Source organism: Afipia sp. Root123D2, assembly GCF_001425835.1.
GTDB lineage: Bacteria > Pseudomonadota > Alphaproteobacteria > Rhizobiales > Xanthobacteraceae > Afipia.
The window spans coordinates 1,119,826-1,136,184 of record NZ_LMDP01000002.1; the positions used below are offsets into that span (position 1 = coordinate 1,119,826).

Genomic DNA, 16,359 nt, shown 5'->3' on the forward strand with positions numbered 1-16,359 from the left:
GCGTTGCATGGCCTGGGCTGAGGGCCTCGCAGAGCGTGGGACGAGCGCGCAATCGAACTTGCGCGGCAGCCGAGCCGCCGTCTCGCGATATTTGGCGGATGTCATCGGCTTTTTCCGGGCATCGCCCGCCGAGAGCGAAAATCAGGCCTCGCAGCCTTATTCTGAACCTGCCTCCGAACTCGCCTGCCTGCATGGAGTGCTCGCGATCCTGCGGGAGGCCGAGCGGCGCGGCCGCGCAATCGGCGTCGGCGCCGACCGGATCCTGATCCACGGTGGGGTGATCGGCGAAGACGCCTATCTGCGGCAACTCGCCCGCCACACCGGCATGGCGATTGAGAATTTCGCCAACATCACACGAGACGACTGCCCGCTCAGCGACGATCAACTCGCCTATGCGGCACAACACGACATGCTGCCGATCCGGATCGGTGGCCGGCTCGAATATGTCTGTACGCCGAGAGGCTATACGGCGCGCCGGATCAGCGATCTCGCGGCACGGTTCCCGGACATCGGCCACCGCATCCGACTTGCGTCCCATGACAGTCTGCACCAGTTTCTGGCACAGCACACCGGAAACGTCCTCGGTCGCGAAGCCGCCGACGGCCTGAACCGGCGAACGCCGGAGATGTCGGCCGCGCCTGCCATGGCAACGACGCCTCGATCAACGATACGGCACGTGATGCGCGTGACTGCCGTGACGGTGCCATTCGTCATCGCGCCGTTGTTTCTGATTCAGCTATCCGGCGCGGTCCTCGCAATCTGGTTTCTACTGTTCGTCAGCCTGCGGCTCGCTGGTGGCTTCGCACCCCGGCCTGCTCCGACGCTCAGGCCACGCCTGCCGGACGACCAGTTGCCAGTCTATACCGTGGTTGCGGCGCTCTATCGGGAAGCGCGTTCCGTCGGGCCGTTGCTGCAGGCGATCGATGCGCTCGATTATCCGCACGAGAAGCTCGACGTCAAAATCGTCCTCGAGCCCGACGACCTCGCGACCCGCGCTGCGATTGCACGACTACGGCCCCGCCCTCATGTCGAGGTGATTATCGCCCCCGCCCTTGGTCCCCGGACGAAGCCGAAGGCACTGAACTACGCGCTGACGTTCGCGCGCGGCAGCTTCGTTACGGTGTTTGATGCCGAGGATCGGCCGCATCCCAATCAGCTGCGCGCGGCACTCGATGCATTCCGCGCTCACGGCGACGACGTGGCCTGCGTTCAGGCGAGCCTTTGTATCGACAACAGTTCCGACGGTTGGCTGCCGCGCATGTTTGCCACCGAATACGCCGGTCAGTTCGACGTCTTCCTGCAGGGCTTTTCAGCCTTCGAGATGCCCTTGCCGCTCGGCGGCTCCTCCAACCATTTCCGGATCGATGTGTTGCGGCGGATCGGCGCATGGGATGCCTACAACGTCACCGAGGATGCCGATCTCGGCTTCCGGCTCGCCCGGTTCGGCCACCGTTCGGTGATGTTTCCATCCGCCACCTGGGAGGAGGCACCGGCGCAGTTCGGCGCATGGCTGCGCCAGCGGACGCGTTGGATGAAAGGATGGATGCAAACCTGGAGCGTGCATATGCGCGCGCCGCGGCGGCTGTGGGGCGAATCTGGAGCCAAGGGATTCTTCGCGCTCAACCTTCTCGTCGGCGGCAACGTGCTGACGGCACTGGCGCACCCGATCTTCATCGGCGAGATGCTCGTCCAGACCGCGATGCGCGCGGTCGACAGCAATGCGGCATCATTCCTCGCCAGCCAGTTTGCCGAGCTTCACGTCGCCACTATCGCGGCCGGCTATCTGTCCACGATTGTCATCGGCCTGATGGGACTGGCGCGCCGCCGCCTGCTGCGCGAGGCGTGGGTCTTGCTGCTGACGCCGCTGTACTGGCTCTGCCTGTCGCTCGCCGCATGGCGCGCGCTCTACCAATTCCTGACCGACCCTTATCGCTGGGAGAAAACCGAACATGGCTCGGCGCGCCGTACTCACGCGACGATCGCCAGACCGGCCGTCGAGCGCAACCTGCTTTCATTCTATGCCGGAATCTCCCAGCGAACGCACACCCCTGCTGCTGACCGCAAGCGTTACTAGAGGAAACGCTTGAGATCGGCGGCAGCCTCTTCCGGCGTTCGCTTGAGGTTGAACGGTGCGACGAACTTTCCATCGCGGTCCATCAGATAGATGAGCGCGGTATGGTCCATGGTGTAATCGCCGTCCTTGAGCGGGACCTTCTTGGCGTACACCCGGTAGGCCGACATCATCGCGGCGACCTGCGCCTCGCTGCCGGTCAATCCTTTGAGGTGCGGATCGAAGCTCTGCAGGTAGGTCTTGATGATGTCCGGTGTATCGCGCTCAGGATCGACCGACACGAAATAGCTGTTGACGCGATCGGCATCCTTACCCATCGCACGCAACACTTCGGACATTTCAAACAGCGCCGTCGGACACACATCCGGGCAATGAGTAAAGCCGAAGAAGATCAACGTCGGACGGCCCTGGAGACTTTTCTCGGTGACGGTCTGCCCGGCCTGATCGGTCAGTTGGAACGAACCGCCGATCGCAGCCGGCGGCGTAATGCCGCGCAGGCCGCCCATCAGCCACAACGTCACCAGCAATCCGATGGCGAGGCTTGACGCAAACGCGGCAATGATCACCAGCGGCCGGGTGGTCCGATCCATGTGAGATGTCCCTTGAAGGTGCCGCTCGGGGCAATTACGCGCGGCTCAGGCCCTGGCGGGCCGAGCATGATCCAGTTCCAGATAAAGACAGGAGACCCCGCGGGCAAGCCGAACAGGGCCCGGATCGATCACGTCGTGCTGAACAGGCCGGCGTTTAGCGGGCCCTGGCCTGCGCATTGAGATAGCAGGGCCTGAACAGGGCGGCCAGTTGCGCACCGCGCAGGAAGATCATCCGAGGCTTCAGCCCGCCATGCCGGGAAATCCACCGCCGCACGGATGCCGGGTACATTTCATACAGCATGTGGGTCGCTTCGAGGTTGGTGACCGGCCGTCCGCCACGGCCGGGATCCCATGCGGCATGAAACCCGAGCGCGGCGCGGGACGTGACGCAAATCTTGTCGTGGGGGACGGCACCCAGCACGATGGTGCAGGCCGAGGCGCACAGCCCGTCGATCACAACCGTTTCGCCGGAACTGCGGAGACTCTCGTATTTGTCGACATAGGTCCCGATTCGCCCGCCGCGATCGTCGGAAATCCTCACCACCGCGTGACTCACGCCGATACCTGCCAGAAGCAGCACCGCTGCGAGAAATCCCGTCACAACCTTCATTGCCCCGCCCCATTTCCCTGACAACGCGTGTGTCTGTCAGGGCATCGCCAGCGTGTTGCGAGTCTGACGTTTTGTCCAGATCGTCGGCGGCTGCGCCGCAAAATTTCCCGACCGGTGTTGCAGCCATGATGCACTTCGGAGCATCCGTTCCCGATCTGAAACAAATCTCTGTGTACGCATCGGCGAAGACACCGTTGGCGCAAACTCCCGCCACATTTTGCCGTTGACCGCACTTCACCGCGCACGCTTCAATCGATGATCGTGGGGGAAACCAAATCATGGCTGCAGATACGGATGTCATCGTCGTAGGCACCGGACTCGCCGGTCTGGTCGCAGCCACCGAACTCGCCGATGCCGGCAAGCACGTCATCGTGGTCGAGCAGGAAGGCGAGCAAAATCTCGGCGGTCAGGCCTTCTGGTCGCTCGGCGGATTATTTCTGGTCGATACGCCGGAGCAGCGCCGCCTCGGCATCAAGGATTCCCACGATCTGGCGCTCCAGGACTGGATGGGGACCGCCGGATTCGATCGCGATGAAGACCATTGGCCGCGCAAATGGGCCGAGGCCTATGTCGCGTTCGCCGCCGGCGAGAAGCGCGGATGGCTGCAGGCGATGGGGCACCGGATCTTTCCGGTGGTCGGCTGGGCGGAGCGCGGCGGTTACGACGCCATGGGGCACGGCAATTCGGTGCCGCGCTTCCACGTCAGCTGGGGCACCGGACCCGGCGTGGTCGAACCGTTCGAGCGCCGCGCGCGTGAAGCGGTCAAAACTGGACGGATCGTCTTCAAATTCCGCCACCGCGTCGACGCCCTGACGATGTCGGCAGGCGCGGCAACCGGCGTCAGCGGCGCAATTCTCGAACCTTCCTCCGAATTACGCGGCAAAAGCTCGTCACGCACCGTCATCGGCGGCTTTTCTTTCAACGCTCAAGCCGTGATCGTGGCGTCGGGCGGCATTGGCGGTAATCACGATCTGGTCCGGCAGAACTGGCCGAGCCGCCTCGGCACCCCGCCGAAGCGAATGATCAGCGGCGTGCCCGCGCATGTCGACGGCCGCATGATCGGCATCACTGAAGCCGCCGGCGGACGGGTCATCAATCGCGACCGCATGTGGCATTATGTCGAAGGCGTACAGAACTGGGATCCGATCTGGCCCGGTCACGGTATTCGCATCCTGCCCGCGCCGTCGTCGATGTGGTTCGACGCAACCGGCAAGCGCCTGCCCTCGCCGCTCTATCCCGGTTACGACACGCTCGGCCAGCTCGATTACATCATGAAGACCGGCTTCGACTATTCGTGGTTCATCCTGACCCAGAGCATCATCAAGAAGGAATTCGCGCTCTCAGGCTCCGAACAAAATCCGGACCTCACCGGAAAGAGCTGGCGCATGACCCTGCGCCGCGCGCTGAACAAGGGCGCGCCCGCGCCGGTCGAAGCCTTCAAGCAGCACGGCGTCGATTTCATCGTCCGGGACAACCTGAACGATCTCGTCGCGGCCATGAACAACCTGAGTGGCGAGAATTTGCTCGACGCCGAGGAGATCGAGCGCCAGATCGCCGCGCGCGACCGCGAAATCGACAATCCTTATGTCAAGGATACGCAGGTGATGGGCATCCACAATGCCCGCCGCTACATCGGCGACAAACTGATCCGCACCGCCAAGCCGCACAAGATTCTCGATCCCGCGCACGGGCCGCTGATCGCCGTGCGGCTCAACATCCTGACCCGCAAGACGCTAGGCGGGTTCGAAACCGATCTCGATGCCCGTGTGTTCGGCGCCGACGGCCGCATCATTCCCGGGCTTTATGCCGTCGGCGAAGCGGCGGGCTTCGGCGGCGGCGGCGTCCACGGTTATCGTGCGCTCGAAGGCACATTCCTCGGAGGCTGCCTGTTTTCCGGCCGCAACGCCGGACGCGCCGCCGCCAAGGCGGTCATTTAGCAGCGACACAAGTATAGCCCCGGCCTCAGAAGCCCATCCAGTAATTCTCGTACGGGCGCTCCCGATAGCCCCAATCCACGTCGCCGTCCGCCGTATAGGCGGGCGCCCTCTGCAGCTCCTCGTCGGTCATCAGGGTGACGAGTTCATAGGCTTCGAGTTCCGGATTGTACTTCATGCTCGCCCACGGCAGAGACCGGTAGGTTTCGCCCATCCCGAGAATTCCACCGAAACACAACACGGCGTAAGCGACGTTTCCGCTGGCCTTGTCGATCATCAACCGCTTGACCGACCCGATCTTCTTGCCGTCGGCATTGAAAACGCGTGTTCCCTCCACCCTGTCGCTGGCGATCAGACGGTGAGGTTTGAAGTTGGTCATCTCCGCATGCATCTGAGCCTCCAGAATTTGGATTTCGTCTGGAAAGCGTTTCGCCGCGGCATCGTTCCAGCGACGGCGTCACACCCTCGCAGCCAAGAATCCGGTTTGCCGGCTCGCTCAACGCAACTCATGCCGGCGAGACCCGGCGACAGCATTGGCACTGTTGAAATATATACGCGCCGGAGGCGGCTTCAAGTCACGGCGGCGCGGACCATGTCCGGAGTTAAACCGGGCGAACCGGCACCAACCTGCTCGGCCTTTCGGATCAGCGCAACGGTGGCCGCCGACAGCGGCGCCTTCAGGCCGTGTTTGTCCGCGAGTGCGACAATCAGCCCCTGCAGGTGATCGATCTCGGTGCGCCGACCGCGCTGGAGGTCCTCCCACATCGACGACCGGGCCTTGGGATCGATTTTCACCATCGGTGCAGCCACCACGCGAAAAGCGAAATCCGGCAACTTGAGAATGTAAGGCGTCAGTCCCGCAGGCAACGGCGTCGAAGCCACCGGTACGATACCCTCCGCCCTGATCGCCGCCAGCGCTTCGCGCATCTGATCAGCGAACAGCGTGCGCCATGCGCGCTGCGCAAGCTGATCCCGCAGCGGCAGACCCGATAATGCATTGAGCGCGTTGTTGAGGTTGAGCAGCAGCTTGCCCCACTGCACTCCGATCATGTTGTCCGTCGGCCTGATTTGCAGACCGGGGACCGAGATTCGCGCGGCGACACCGCTGTTGTCCTTCTCCATCAGAATGTCGCCGGATGTTGCCCGATGAAAATGGCCATCGCCAAGCGCGATCACGTTGAACGGCACCATACCGGCAAGAACCGTGCGGCCCGGCAATCGCGCGCGCAGCACCGGCACGTTGCCGACGCCGTTCTGCAGACTGACGATTGTTACATGCGGCTGCGCGTGGCGCGCGATCAGATCGGCCATCGCCGTCGTGTCATCGCTTTTGACGGTGACCAGAACGATATCGGCGCTCGCGAGAATCGACGGATCGGCACTGAGCATGAGCTCACCGGCGGACAGCTTATGTTCGATTCCGCTGAAATCGGTCACCTTCAGGCCGTGAGCCTGAATGTCATCGATCAGGCCCGGCCGCGCCAGCAACGAGACCGGGCGGCCCGCCGCACGCATCATGCCGCCGACGAAACAGCCAATGGAGCCGGCACCGGCGATGCAAATGGACGGTCCGGACACCCGATGCTCCCCTTCGCGCTCTCGTTGGACAAACGTGGCGAAGGAGCTTCGTTCAAGCCCTGCGGAATGGCAATGGCGGGCCGTCGAGCTTACGCAAGCCGGGCTCGCGGCGTTCCAGCCACCAGCCGTACTGCTTGGGCCAGGCATCGAACACGTCGCCGAAACCTTCGCTGGCGACCGCCTTGCCGGTCAGCGACATTTCGGCGTGCAATGGCCAGTTCGGATCGAACAGCGCCTCGCGGCCGATGGCGACGAGATCGGTCTTGTCCTCGACGAGAATATCCTCGGCCTGCTGCGGATGAAGGATCAGTCCAACCGCCATCGTCTTGACGTCCGCTTCGCGGCGAATCTGTTCGGCGAACGGCACCTGAAAACTGTAACCACGCGGAATTCGCGCCGCGGTCGCTGAGCCCATCAGTCCGCCCGAGGAGCAATCAATGACGTCAACACCACGCGCCTTGGCTTCGCGCACGAACGCCACCGAGTCCGCAATGTCGATACCGCCGTCGACGCCGTCCACCGACGAAATGCGCACGAACAAAGCCCGATCTTCCGGCCACACCGCCCGCACGGTTTCGATGATCTCGAGCGGATATTTCATCCGCCCGGCGCGATCGCCGCCATAGCTATCGGTCCGTTTGTTGGACAATGGCGACAGAAATTCGTGCAGCAAGTAGCCGTGCGCGCAGTGAATCTCGAGCACATCGAAGCCGGCTTTCACCGCGCGCAAAGTGGCAAGCCGCCAGTCCTCGCGCAGTTTCTTTAAGTCCGCATCGTTCAACTCGTGCGGCATCAGCCAGCCCTGTTCCATCGGAATCGCGCTGGGCGCCACGATCCGCCACGGTATATCGCCCCGCGCATGATCCTCGGCAGTCAGCGCCGCGTTGCCGAACCATGGGCGCTGCATGCTGCCCTTGCGTCCCGCATGGGCGAGCTGGATCGCGGGCACCGAGCCCTGCGCACGAAGAAAGGCGGCGATGCGCGCCAGCGGCGCGATCTGGCCGTCATGCCACAGACCGAGATCGCCATGGGTGATGCGGCCTTCGGCGGTCACTGCGGTGGCCTCGGTCATCACGATGCCGGCGCCGCCCTGCGCGAACTTGCCGAGATGAACGACATGCCAGTCGTCCGCCAGCCCGTCGGTCGCCGAATACTGGCACATCGGCGAAATCACGATCCGGTTCTTGGCGGTGACACCGCGCAATGTGATCGGCGAAGACAGGCGGGGCTGTGACATCGGGCCTCATTTTGAAATTTTGGGGGTCTTTCGGGTGTCCGAATTTGTCCGGAACGGCTTGGAGCGGGCGAAGGGAATCGAACCCTCGTATGCAGCTTGGGAAGCTGCCGTTCTACCATTGAACTACGCCCGCGCGCCGTGGCGCACCATCGCCCAATTGCCCCGAATTTGCAACGTGATGGCCCCACCCGTTAACCACCACGGCCGAGATCACACGCCTGCGACGGAACCAACCCCTATAATCGGCTTTATGGGCGTGGATTGGAGGACGATCCGATGATGCGCATTGGCCTGGCCCTTTTCGGCCTCATCCTGATGACCGGCTCCTCGCTGGCGAACTACTGGGTGGTCGGCAACCGCAAGACCGGCCGTTGCGACATCGTGCGCAGCAATCCGGTGATCGATGGCGATATCTTTTTCGGCGACGGGCCATACAGCTCAAAAAAGAGCGCGAAAATTGCAGTGAGCACGATTTCGTTCTGCCCCAAGGATTTGCCAAAGGATCAACCCAAGGATCAGGACGAGAGCGAGAAATAGCGGCTACTCCCGGGCACCCGATTTCCGATCGGACCGGTGCACGGACAGCCGATGACGCCTATATTGCGTTCATGACCATCGGATTCTCGCTGTTCGATACCGCCATCGGGCGCTGCGCCATCGCCTGGGGCGAGCGCGGCATTGTCGCCGTTCAACTGCCCGAGTCTGACGACGGCAAGACGCGAACGCGGCTTCTGCGGAAACATTCCGATGCACAGGAGATGCCGCCGCCCCCGGCCGTCCGGCGCGCTTGCGAAGCCATGATCGCCTTGCTCGACGGCGAGCCGAACGACCTCGCCGACATTGAGCTCGACATGGGGGATGTCCCCGATTTCAACCGCCGCGTTTACGACATCGCACGCGCCATCGCGCCCGGCGAAACGATGACATACGGCGAAATCGCGCAGCGCCTCGGCGACAAGACCCTGTCGCGCGCCGTCGGCCAGGCGCTCGGACAAAATCCCTTCACCATTGTGGTGCCGTGTCATCGCGTGCTGGCGGCCAACGGCAAGACCGGCGGCTTCTCCGCCAATGGCGGCGTGACCACCAAATTCAAGATGCTCACCATCGAGCGGGCGCGGATCGGGCACGACACCAACGATTCACCGATGCTGTTCGAGCCGGAATTCTCTGTCGCTCCACCGCATCGCCGTCGCTAGGATTCCGTCATGTCCGCAACCGTCGTGTTCCAGTCCGACGCGCTATCAGTGATCGACTACCGCTGCAGCATGGGGCCGGACGACGCGCCGTCGAGGCTGCGCTGTGGATCGAGGCCAATGCGCATGACGATATCAGGCTCGAGGATGCGGCGCGTGAAACCGGACTGAGCCCGTTTCATTTCCTGCGGCTGTTCTCGGCGGTCCTCGGCGCGACGCCGCACCAGTATCTGGTCCGCTCGCGATTGCGCCACGCGGCACGACTGCTTGCCGACGACACGCGGACAATTACAGATGTCGCATTCGACGTCGGGTTCGGCGACCTATCGAACTTCGTCCGCACCTTCCATCGCGCCGCCGGCGTGTCGCCACGCCATTTCCGGGCGGCGGCCAAGGGCGACCGCAAGATTCTCCAAGATCGGCTAATGATCGGCCGCGTAGGGTGATCCTCCATCAAGGAGAGACCCCATGTACGACCATATCGGACTACGCGTAAAAGACCTCGATGCCGCCGTGCGTTTCTATACTGCGGCGCTCGCGCCGCTCGGCCACGTGCTATGCTCGCGCGACGACAGCAGTGCAGGCTTTGGCCCGAAGGACGCCCCCGCACTCTGGCTATATCCGGTGCAGGACGGACAGCGTGACGGTGCACACATCGCCTTCCGGGCCCCCGACCATGCCGCCATCAAGGCATTTCACACTGCTGGACTGAAAGCAGGCGGCCGCGACAATGGCGGCGCCGGCCCGCGCGCCGATTACAGCCCGAGCTACTACGCGGCGTTTCTGATCGACCCCGATGGCAACAACATCGAGGCGGTCTGCACCTAGTGTCCCGAATCCGGAGTTCGCTCATTTTGCACCTTCCACAGCGAACTTCGGATCGAAGGGACACCAGTAACTTACAGTTCTGGCGTGGTTCGGGTTCGGAAATTCGCATGATAAACACGCGGTCGCAATGAAACGAATTTTCGAACCAACACACCAGCAGACCAGTTCTCAGGCCCCGAGGGAGAACCATCATGGCTTCGCTTACACGACGAATTCCTCTCGACGCACCTGCCGAACACGTCTGGGACGCGGTGCGCGATTTCGGCGCCGTCCATCAGCGGCTGGTTCCCGGCTTCGTCCTTGACGTGAAAATGGACGGCGATGCGCGCATCGTGACGTTTGCAAACGAGACCGTTGCCCGCGAGTTATTGGTCGATTGCAACGATGACGCGAGGAGGCTGGTCTATGCAGTGATCAGCGAGCGGGTCAAACACTACAGCGCCTCCGTGCAGGTGTTTGCCAACGGCAAGGGACGAAGCGAACTGGTCTGGATCGTCGATGTGCTGCCGAACGAGATCGCGCCCTACATCGGGAATCAGATGGATGCCGCAGCAACGGCGATGACAAAGACGTTCGCGTTATCAACAACGAACAATTGATCGTCCCCTCTGTGTACAACCGTCAAAAACGGGACATGATGCGAAACACTCCGTCGGGTAAATTTGCAATCGCGTCACAACGCCGACCTGATCGGCGAGCGTCTCGGGAGAGTTTTCCGGTTATGAAAGAAGCAACTGGCGCCGTCGATTGGATAACAGCAAGTCGTCAGCAAAACTCCTTCAAGTTTTATGAAATTTCGCCGCTTTAACCTTACCTGACCTTCCACTTGGATGTTTCAAAGATTCCTTATTTGCATCCACGTCACAAAGCTAAGACTCCGCCTCGACTATTCGGAGGTGAGAATGATCAAAGCGAAGCTGGCGGAAGCCGACCATGTTACAACTTTCGGCCAACGGAAAATCGCGCCGCGCGCGTGCATCGCCGACGGCAAGAAACACATCCGGATGTTCCTGGTGGACGCTCTTGATGAGCTTGGATTCATTACGGCAGAATCGTCATCGTCCAGCGACCTGGGTCCGATTCTCGACTTTCAGGTTCCCGATCTGGTGATTCTTGGCCTGTCCAGCGACGGCGTCGAGGTCGGGAAGAATCTGAAGGTTCTTGCCGAGAAAAAATTCAACGGAAAGGTGCTGCTGATCGGCCCCCGGGATTCGATCCTGGTCGCCGCCGTCAGGCAGCTTGGAGACGAATTCGGCATCCCGATGTTGCCGCCCCTGGCCACGCCTTTCAGCGCGGACGGCCTGCGCGCCAGCCTCGCCATGCTGCTTCCGGCTGAGGCTCCGCCGAGTCCGGCGGTCGACGTCGCCGAGGCACTCAAGGCCGGCTGGCTCGAGCTCTGGTATCAGCAGAAGATCGACATTCGCACGCTGGCGCCGCGCGGCGCCGAGGCACTGGTGCGGATGCGCCATCCGGCATGGGGCGTCGTACCGCCGTCATCATTCATTCCCGACATCAAGGACCCGCACTTCCGGCAACTGTCGGAATTCGTAGTCGGCCGTACGCTTGACGATTGGCGCTACTTCGTCAGTCAGCACGGTCCTGTCGATATCTCGATCAATCTGCCGCTGTCCTATCTGGAAGATCCGGCCGCGGTGAGCGATCTGTGCCGGCAGATTCCGGACCACCCCGCTTTCGGCGGATTGATTGTCGAAATAAAAAGCACCGAGATTATCCAGAATCTCGATTTCGCGATCGATGTCGCCAAACGGGTGCGCTTCCACAACATCGCACTGGCAATCGACGATCTCGGCGTGGACTGGCCGGCGCTGATGGACCTTCCGGTCTTTCCGTTCGTCGAAATCAAGGTCGATCGCGAATTCGTCACCGACTGCGCCGACAACCGGCTCAAGCGATCAGTCTGCGGACGGATCGTCGACCTCGCCAACAGCTATGGCGCCCGCACTGTGGCAAAGGGAGTGGAATCGAGAACCGATTTCCTGGCTGCGCTCGAGATGGGCTTCGATCTCGCCCAGGGCTACCTGTTCGGCAAGCCGGCCGGTGTGAAGAAATTCGCGCGCTCCACGCTCGCCCGCCCGGTGTCGATGCCGCAGTAACGCATCGTTGCCTTCACGCGGCGGGGACGGTCAGCACCGCCGCTTTCGGCGCCCATCGGGTCAGCTTAACCGCCGCTGCCGCCAGCACTCCGAGCACGATCATCGAAATCGCCGCCAGCCAGAAGAAACTCTGGCTCGATGCGCCCTGCTTCGTCAGCACCCAGCCGCCGGCGATCACGAACACCAGCCGCGCGGACTGCGCCAGCACAGGTCCCAGCACCTTGGCGGCGCCCTGCGACGAGAAGTACAGCGAAATCGATACGCCGATGAAGGCGAACATCGGCGCGGCGGTCGAGAGATAGCGGCGGCTGGCGTCGCGCACACCGGGATCGTCGGTAAAGAGATTGACCCAGAGGTCCGGAAAGATCGCGATGAAGCCGCCGACCAGCCCCACCGCGCCGAACGAGACGCCGCTTGCGATCCAGTTGATCCGCCGCGCGCGCGCAATACGTCCCGCGCCGATCGCCATGCCGATCATCGGCACCGAAGCGATGCCGACCGCGAAGGCCAGCGAGGTCAGCATGAATTCAAGCCGGGCGCCGATGCCGTAACCGGCAAGCACTTCATTGCCGAACTGGGCGAGCATATGAGTGAAGATGGTCACGGTCAGCACAACTTGCAGGGGAGAAAAGCACGACACTGCACCGACCTTGAGGATGTCGGAGAACATCGCGCCGCGAAACCGGAAGCCCTTGAGTTCGAGGGTCAGGCGGCTGCGTCCCGACAACACGTACCAGCTCATGATCAAAAGACCGCTGGCGAATGCAACCAACGTTCCGGCGGCAACGCCGCGCATCCCGAATTGCGGAATCGGCCCGAGACCCAGACCGAGAATGCCGCCGAGCACGATCTGGCAGAATGCCGCCCACAGCACGATTGCCGACGGAAGCTTCATGTTTCCGGTGCCGCGCAACACCGCCGCCATGGTGTTCATCAGCCACGGGATTGTCGCACCGCCGAAGAAAATCTCGCTGTAGCCGACCGCCTCGGTCAGCACGCGGCCCCGTCCGCCGAGCAATGCCAGCAGATACGGACCAAAAATCAGGATACCGGCCGTGAAGAACAGGCCGAAACAAAAGCCGATCATCAGCGCATGAATCGCCAGCGTCGAGGCGCGCTGCACATCGCCCGCGCCGAGCGAGCGCGCAATCGCCGAGGCGACACCGCCACCCATCGCACCGCCGGACATGGTCATGGTCAGGATGACAAGCGGGAAAACCAGCGCCATCGCTGCCAGCGGTTCGGTGCCGAGACGGCCGATATAGGATGTCTCCGCGATCGCCACGCAGGTGCCGGCACTGAGCGCGACCACGTTCGGCGCCGAGAGTTTCAGAAGCGTCGGCAGAATTCGGCCATCGAGCAGTGGATTTTTCACAGACGCATCGATTCGTGGCAGCGGTGGCGGTCCGCCCTGAACCACGGGAATTTCTGCGACACCAACCTCGGACATGCGTCTCCCCGGCGCGGCAATTTCCGGCTCTCAGGAGCGCGCCTCGGGCGACACTAGCATTGCCCAAAGCGCACGCCAGACCTGCGCTGCGCATGGGCTCACGGCGAAATTGGCTGAACGTTCCGCAGAGCGGTCAGAGCCGGAAATGCTTCGACAGCTTCAGGCCCTGGCCCTGATAGTTCGAGGCAATACGGACCCCATAAAGCGAATCCGGCGGCGACAGCATTTTCTCATAGACCAGGCGTCCGACGATCTGGCCGTGCTCGAGAATGAACGGCACTTCGCGCGAACGCACCTCCAGCACCGCGCGTGAGCCTTGCCCGCCCGCGCCGGCATATCCGAAGCCCGGATCGAAAAAGCCCGCATAGTGGACCCGGAATTCGCCGACCAGCGGATCGAACGGCACCATCTCGGCGGCGAAATCCGGCGGCACCTGCACCGCCTCCTTCGACGCCAGAATATAAAACTCGCCGGGATCGAGGATTAGGCTGCGGTCGGGCCGCGCACGGATCGGCTCCCAGAATTCGCCGGCGGAATAGCCGCTGCGCCGGTCGATGTCGACCACGCCGGTGTGACGTTTGGCGCGATAGCCGACAAACCCATCGGAGCCCTCGCCCGACAGATCGACGCTAAGCGCGACGCCGCTGGTGAGATCGGCCGCGTCACTGTCCACCAGCCGCTCCCGCGCATGCAGGTCGATCAAGGCCGCGTCGTCGAGCAACGCATGGCCGACACGAAAACGGATCTGCGACAATCGCGATCCCTCGCGCAGCAACACCGGAAATGTCTTGGGACTGATTTCGGCGTAGAGCGGCCCATGATAGCCCGCGTCGATCATGTCGAAGCGACGTGTACCGTCAGCGATGACGCGGGTGAACACATCGAGGCGGCCGGTCGAGCTTTTGGGATTGGCGGCGGCGGCAATCGACGGCGGCAGCGCGAGGCTCTCCAGCAGCGGTACGATGTAGACGCAATTGGTTTCCAGCACCGCGCCATCGGACAGATCGATTTCGTGCAGCTTCAGTTCGTCGATACGCTCCGCCACCGTGGTGTCGGGGCCGGGCAGGAAACTGGCGCGAACGCGATAGGCAATGTCTCCCAGCCGCAGGTCGAGGCTGGCAGGCTGGATCTGGCTCTCCACGAACGGATAGGCCGGCAGGATAAAACCGGCGTCGGCCATCGCCGCGATCATGCGGTCCGGCAGAATTCCCCGTGCATCCGGCGCGATCGAGAAAGTCACGTGTGGATCCTCATACGTCCCGCGCCTGGCGCAGGACAATCCCCTAACCGGTTATCCGATGGGTCGCTTGACGGAAAGACCATGGCGGATTATGGCTACGACTTATCCCGTGGTGATTTGAGCCGGCCGGCTTGCAGCCACGTAAAATAAGTCGCTAAACAGGCCGGGGACAGTGTGATCCCGGCTTGTGGATGTTTTTCCAGGCCGGTTTTTTTGTGGCCGTTTTCGGACGGCTCCAGTGGAGGTCACATGTCTGAGGTCAAAATCCCGTCCCGCACCTATCGTCCCGAAACCCGGCTGGTTCATTCCGGCACGCTGCGCTCGCAATATGGCGAGACGTCAGAGTCGCTCTTCCTGACCCAGGGCTTCGTGTACGATTCCGCCGAGCAGTGCGAAGCACGCTTCAAGGGCGAGGATCCCGGGTTTCTTTATTCACGGTTTTCCAATCCAACGGTCGCGATGTTCGAGCAGCGCATGATCGACCTCGAAGGCGCCGAGGCCGCCCGCGCCACGGCCACCGGCATGGCGGCGGTCACCACCGCGATGCTCGCGCCGCTGAAGGCTGGCGATCACGTCGTCGCCGCCAAGGCGCTGTTCGGCTCCTGCCGCTACGTCGTCGAAACCCTGCTGCCGCGCTACGGCATCGAGTCCACGCTGGTCGATGGGCTCGATCTCGATCAGTGGCGCAAAGCAATGCGGCCCAATACCAGGACCTGCTTCCTGGAAAGCCCGACCAATCCGACGCTCGACGTTCTCGACATCGGCGCGATCGCCGAGATCGCCCATGCCGGAGGTGCGCGCCTTGTGGTCGACAACGTGTTCGCGACGCCGATCTGGCAGAGCCCACTGACGCTGGGCGCTGACGTCGTGGTCTACTCCGCCACCAAGCACATCGACGGACAGGGCCGGTGTCTTGGCGGCGTCATTCTGTCGTCGAACGATTTCATCCAGGAACACATCCATACATTTCTGCGCCAGACCGGACCGGCCATCTCGCCGTTCAATGCCTGGGTGCTCCTGAAAGGCCTAGAAACGCTCGGCGTTCGCGTCAAAGCGCAGACGACGAGCGCCGCGGCGATCGCCGATACGCTGGCGAAGCATCCGAAAATCTCGCGGCTGATCTATCCCGGCCGCGCCGACCATCCGCAGGCCGCCACGGTGAAAAAGCAGATGCGCGCGGGCTCGACGATGATCGGCTTCGAGGTCAAGGGCGGCAAGGCAGCGGCCTTCCGCACCCTCAACGCGCTCAAGCTCGCCTGCATCTCGAACAACCTCGGCGATTCCAAAACCATCGTCACCCATCCGGCGACGACAACCCATCAGCGGCTTGCACCCGAGGATCGCGCCGAACTCGGCATCAGCGAGGGATTCATCCGTTACTCGACCGGCCTCGAACATCCCGACGACCTGATCGAGGATCTGACGGCGGCGCTGGACAAGGCGTAAGCGTCCTGTCCAACCTCATGGTGAGGAGCGCCGCAAAGCGGCGCGTCTCGAACCATGAGGTGAATATA

The 16,359-nt window shown here is 62.6% G+C and carries 15 protein-coding genes, 1 tRNA gene, 1 pseudogene and 1 riboswitch; of the genes and pseudogenes, 9 read left to right on the forward strand and 8 right to left on the reverse strand.

Going from position 1 to position 16,359, the window contains the following annotated elements:
* The first annotated feature begins 7 nt into the window (after positions 1-7).
* The gene (locus tag ASC80_RS14485; RefSeq protein ID WP_082512579.1) at positions 8-2,074 is read left to right on the forward strand and encodes a glycosyltransferase; all 2,067 of its coding nucleotides are present in this window, start codon (positions 8-10) and stop codon (positions 2,072-2,074) included.
* Here the strand turns inward: ASC80_RS14485 and ASC80_RS14490 are convergent.
* Together ASC80_RS14490 and ASC80_RS14495 are read right to left on the reverse strand one after the other, a co-directional pair.
* A complete protein-coding gene (locus tag ASC80_RS14490; RefSeq protein ID WP_056298319.1) occupies positions 2,071-2,661 on the reverse strand; it encodes an SCO family protein in 591 nt (196 codons plus the stop codon). The genes ASC80_RS14485 and ASC80_RS14490 overlap by 4 nt on opposite strands.
* 154 nt (positions 2,662-2,815) lie before the next feature.
* On the reverse strand, positions 2,816-3,271 hold the full coding sequence (locus tag ASC80_RS14495; protein ID WP_056298322.1) for a hypothetical protein: 456 nt from the start codon (positions 3,269-3,271) through the stop codon (positions 2,816-2,818).
* Between the two features lie 278 nt (positions 3,272-3,549).
* On the opposite strand from ASC80_RS14495, the gene ASC80_RS14500 reads away from it, so the two are divergent.
* Positions 3,550-5,208 carry an FAD-binding dehydrogenase gene (locus tag ASC80_RS14500; protein ID WP_056298323.1) on the forward strand — a complete coding sequence of 553 codons (1,659 nt, stop codon included), beginning with the start codon at positions 3,550-3,552 and terminating at the stop codon, positions 5,206-5,208.
* 25 nt (positions 5,209-5,233) lie between these two features.
* Here ASC80_RS14500 and ASC80_RS14505 read toward each other — a convergent pair whose 3' ends face one another.
* The 4 genes from ASC80_RS14505 to ASC80_RS14520 form a co-directional block, all read right to left on the reverse strand.
* The gene (locus tag ASC80_RS14505) at positions 5,234-5,596 is read right to left on the reverse strand and encodes a PRC-barrel domain-containing protein (RefSeq protein WP_056298326.1); all 363 of its coding nucleotides are present in this window, start codon (positions 5,594-5,596) and stop codon (positions 5,234-5,236) included.
* A 179-nt stretch (positions 5,597-5,775) separates the two neighbouring features.
* A complete protein-coding gene (locus tag ASC80_RS14510; RefSeq protein WP_056298328.1) occupies positions 5,776-6,783 on the reverse strand; it encodes a 2-dehydropantoate 2-reductase in 1,008 nt (335 codons plus the stop codon).
* 52 nt (positions 6,784-6,835) lie between these two features.
* Positions 6,836-8,020 carry an NADH:flavin oxidoreductase/NADH oxidase gene (locus ASC80_RS14515; RefSeq protein WP_056298332.1) on the reverse strand — a complete coding sequence of 395 codons (1,185 nt, stop codon included), beginning with the start codon at positions 8,018-8,020 and terminating at the stop codon, positions 6,836-6,838.
* A gap of 59 nt (positions 8,021-8,079) precedes the next feature.
* Positions 8,080-8,153, reverse strand: a tRNA-Gly gene (locus ASC80_RS14520).
* A gap of 128 nt (positions 8,154-8,281) precedes the next feature.
* Here ASC80_RS14520 and ASC80_RS14525 point away from each other — a divergent pair.
* The 6 genes and pseudogenes from ASC80_RS14525 (at position 8,282) to ASC80_RS14550 (ending at position 12,155) form a co-directional block, all read left to right on the forward strand.
* Positions 8,282-8,557, forward strand: a complete 276-nt coding sequence (locus ASC80_RS14525) for a hypothetical protein (protein ID WP_502690969.1) — start codon at positions 8,282-8,284, stop codon at positions 8,555-8,557.
* A gap of 71 nt (positions 8,558-8,628) precedes the next feature.
* Positions 8,629-9,216: a methylated-DNA--[protein]-cysteine S-methyltransferase gene (locus tag ASC80_RS14530; protein ID WP_056298335.1), complete on the forward strand. Its 588-nt coding sequence runs from the start codon at positions 8,629-8,631 to the stop codon at positions 9,214-9,216.
* Positions 9,217-9,296: 80 nt separating this feature from the next.
* A pseudogene (locus ASC80_RS14535) lies at positions 9,297-9,659 on the forward strand (helix-turn-helix transcriptional regulator); the annotation flags it as partial.
* A 22-nt stretch (positions 9,660-9,681) separates the two neighbouring features.
* Entirely contained in the window at positions 9,682-10,041 is a 360-nt protein-coding gene (locus ASC80_RS14540; protein ID WP_056298336.1) for a VOC family protein, read from the forward strand.
* A gap of 191 nt (positions 10,042-10,232) precedes the next feature.
* Positions 10,233-10,640 carry an SRPBCC family protein gene (locus ASC80_RS14545; protein ID WP_056298339.1) on the forward strand — a complete coding sequence of 136 codons (408 nt, stop codon included), beginning with the start codon at positions 10,233-10,235 and terminating at the stop codon, positions 10,638-10,640.
* Positions 10,641-10,943: 303 nt separating this feature from the next.
* Positions 10,944-12,155, forward strand: coding sequence for an EAL domain-containing response regulator (locus tag ASC80_RS14550; RefSeq protein WP_056298342.1), 1,212 nt, complete (start codon positions 10,944-10,946; stop codon positions 12,153-12,155).
* A gap of 13 nt (positions 12,156-12,168) precedes the next feature.
* Here the strand turns inward: ASC80_RS14550 and ASC80_RS14555 are convergent, their stop codons facing one another.
* Positions 12,169-13,605, reverse strand: a complete 1,437-nt coding sequence (locus tag ASC80_RS14555) for an MATE family efflux transporter (protein ID WP_056298343.1) — start codon at positions 13,603-13,605, stop codon at positions 12,169-12,171.
* A 133-nt stretch (positions 13,606-13,738) separates the two neighbouring features.
* The gene (locus ASC80_RS14560) at positions 13,739-14,845 is read right to left on the reverse strand and encodes a 2'-deoxycytidine 5'-triphosphate deaminase (RefSeq protein WP_056298346.1); all 1,107 of its coding nucleotides are present in this window, start codon (positions 14,843-14,845) and stop codon (positions 13,739-13,741) included.
* Between the two features lie 99 nt (positions 14,846-14,944).
* Positions 14,945-15,024: riboswitch (SAM riboswitch) on the forward strand.
* Between the two features lie 70 nt (positions 15,025-15,094).
* On the opposite strand from ASC80_RS14560, the gene ASC80_RS14565 reads away from it, so the two are divergent.
* The gene (locus ASC80_RS14565; protein ID WP_056298347.1) at positions 15,095-16,291 is read left to right on the forward strand and encodes an O-succinylhomoserine sulfhydrylase; all 1,197 of its coding nucleotides are present in this window, start codon (positions 15,095-15,097) and stop codon (positions 16,289-16,291) included.
* Positions 16,292-16,359 lie beyond the last annotated feature (68 nt).

What these genes read in the sequence shown, in the direction of transcription:
- ASC80_RS14545 (WP_056298339.1), top strand. Translation starts at nt 10,233, where the DNA reads ATGGCTTCGCTTACACGACGAATTCCTCTCGACGCACCTGCCGAACAC.
- ASC80_RS14540 (WP_056298336.1), top strand. Translation starts at nt 9,682, where the DNA reads ATGTACGACCATATCGGACTACGCGTAAAAGACCTCGATGCCGCCGTG.
- ASC80_RS14515 (WP_056298332.1), bottom strand. Translation starts at nt 8,020, where the DNA reads ATGTCACAGCCCCGCCTGTCTTCGCCGATCACATTGCGCGGTGTCACC.
- ASC80_RS14495 (WP_056298322.1), bottom strand. Translation starts at nt 3,271, where the DNA reads ATGAAGGTTGTGACGGGATTTCTCGCAGCGGTGCTGCTTCTGGCAGGT.
- ASC80_RS14485 (WP_082512579.1), top strand. Translation starts at nt 8, where the DNA reads ATGGCCTGGGCTGAGGGCCTCGCAGAGCGTGGGACGAGCGCGCAATCG.
- ASC80_RS14565 (WP_056298347.1), top strand. Translation starts at nt 15,095, where the DNA reads ATGTCTGAGGTCAAAATCCCGTCCCGCACCTATCGTCCCGAAACCCGG.
- ASC80_RS14550 (WP_056298342.1), top strand. Translation starts at nt 10,944, where the DNA reads ATGATCAAAGCGAAGCTGGCGGAAGCCGACCATGTTACAACTTTCGGC.
- ASC80_RS14500 (WP_056298323.1), top strand. Translation starts at nt 3,550, where the DNA reads ATGGCTGCAGATACGGATGTCATCGTCGTAGGCACCGGACTCGCCGGT.
- ASC80_RS14505 (WP_056298326.1), bottom strand. Translation starts at nt 5,596, where the DNA reads ATGCATGCGGAGATGACCAACTTCAAACCTCACCGTCTGATCGCCAGC.
- ASC80_RS14555 (WP_056298343.1), bottom strand. Translation starts at nt 13,605, where the DNA reads ATGTCCGAGGTTGGTGTCGCAGAAATTCCCGTGGTTCAGGGCGGACCG.
- ASC80_RS14490 (WP_056298319.1), bottom strand. Translation starts at nt 2,661, where the DNA reads ATGGATCGGACCACCCGGCCGCTGGTGATCATTGCCGCGTTTGCGTCA.
- ASC80_RS14530 (WP_056298335.1), top strand. Translation starts at nt 8,629, where the DNA reads ATGACCATCGGATTCTCGCTGTTCGATACCGCCATCGGGCGCTGCGCC.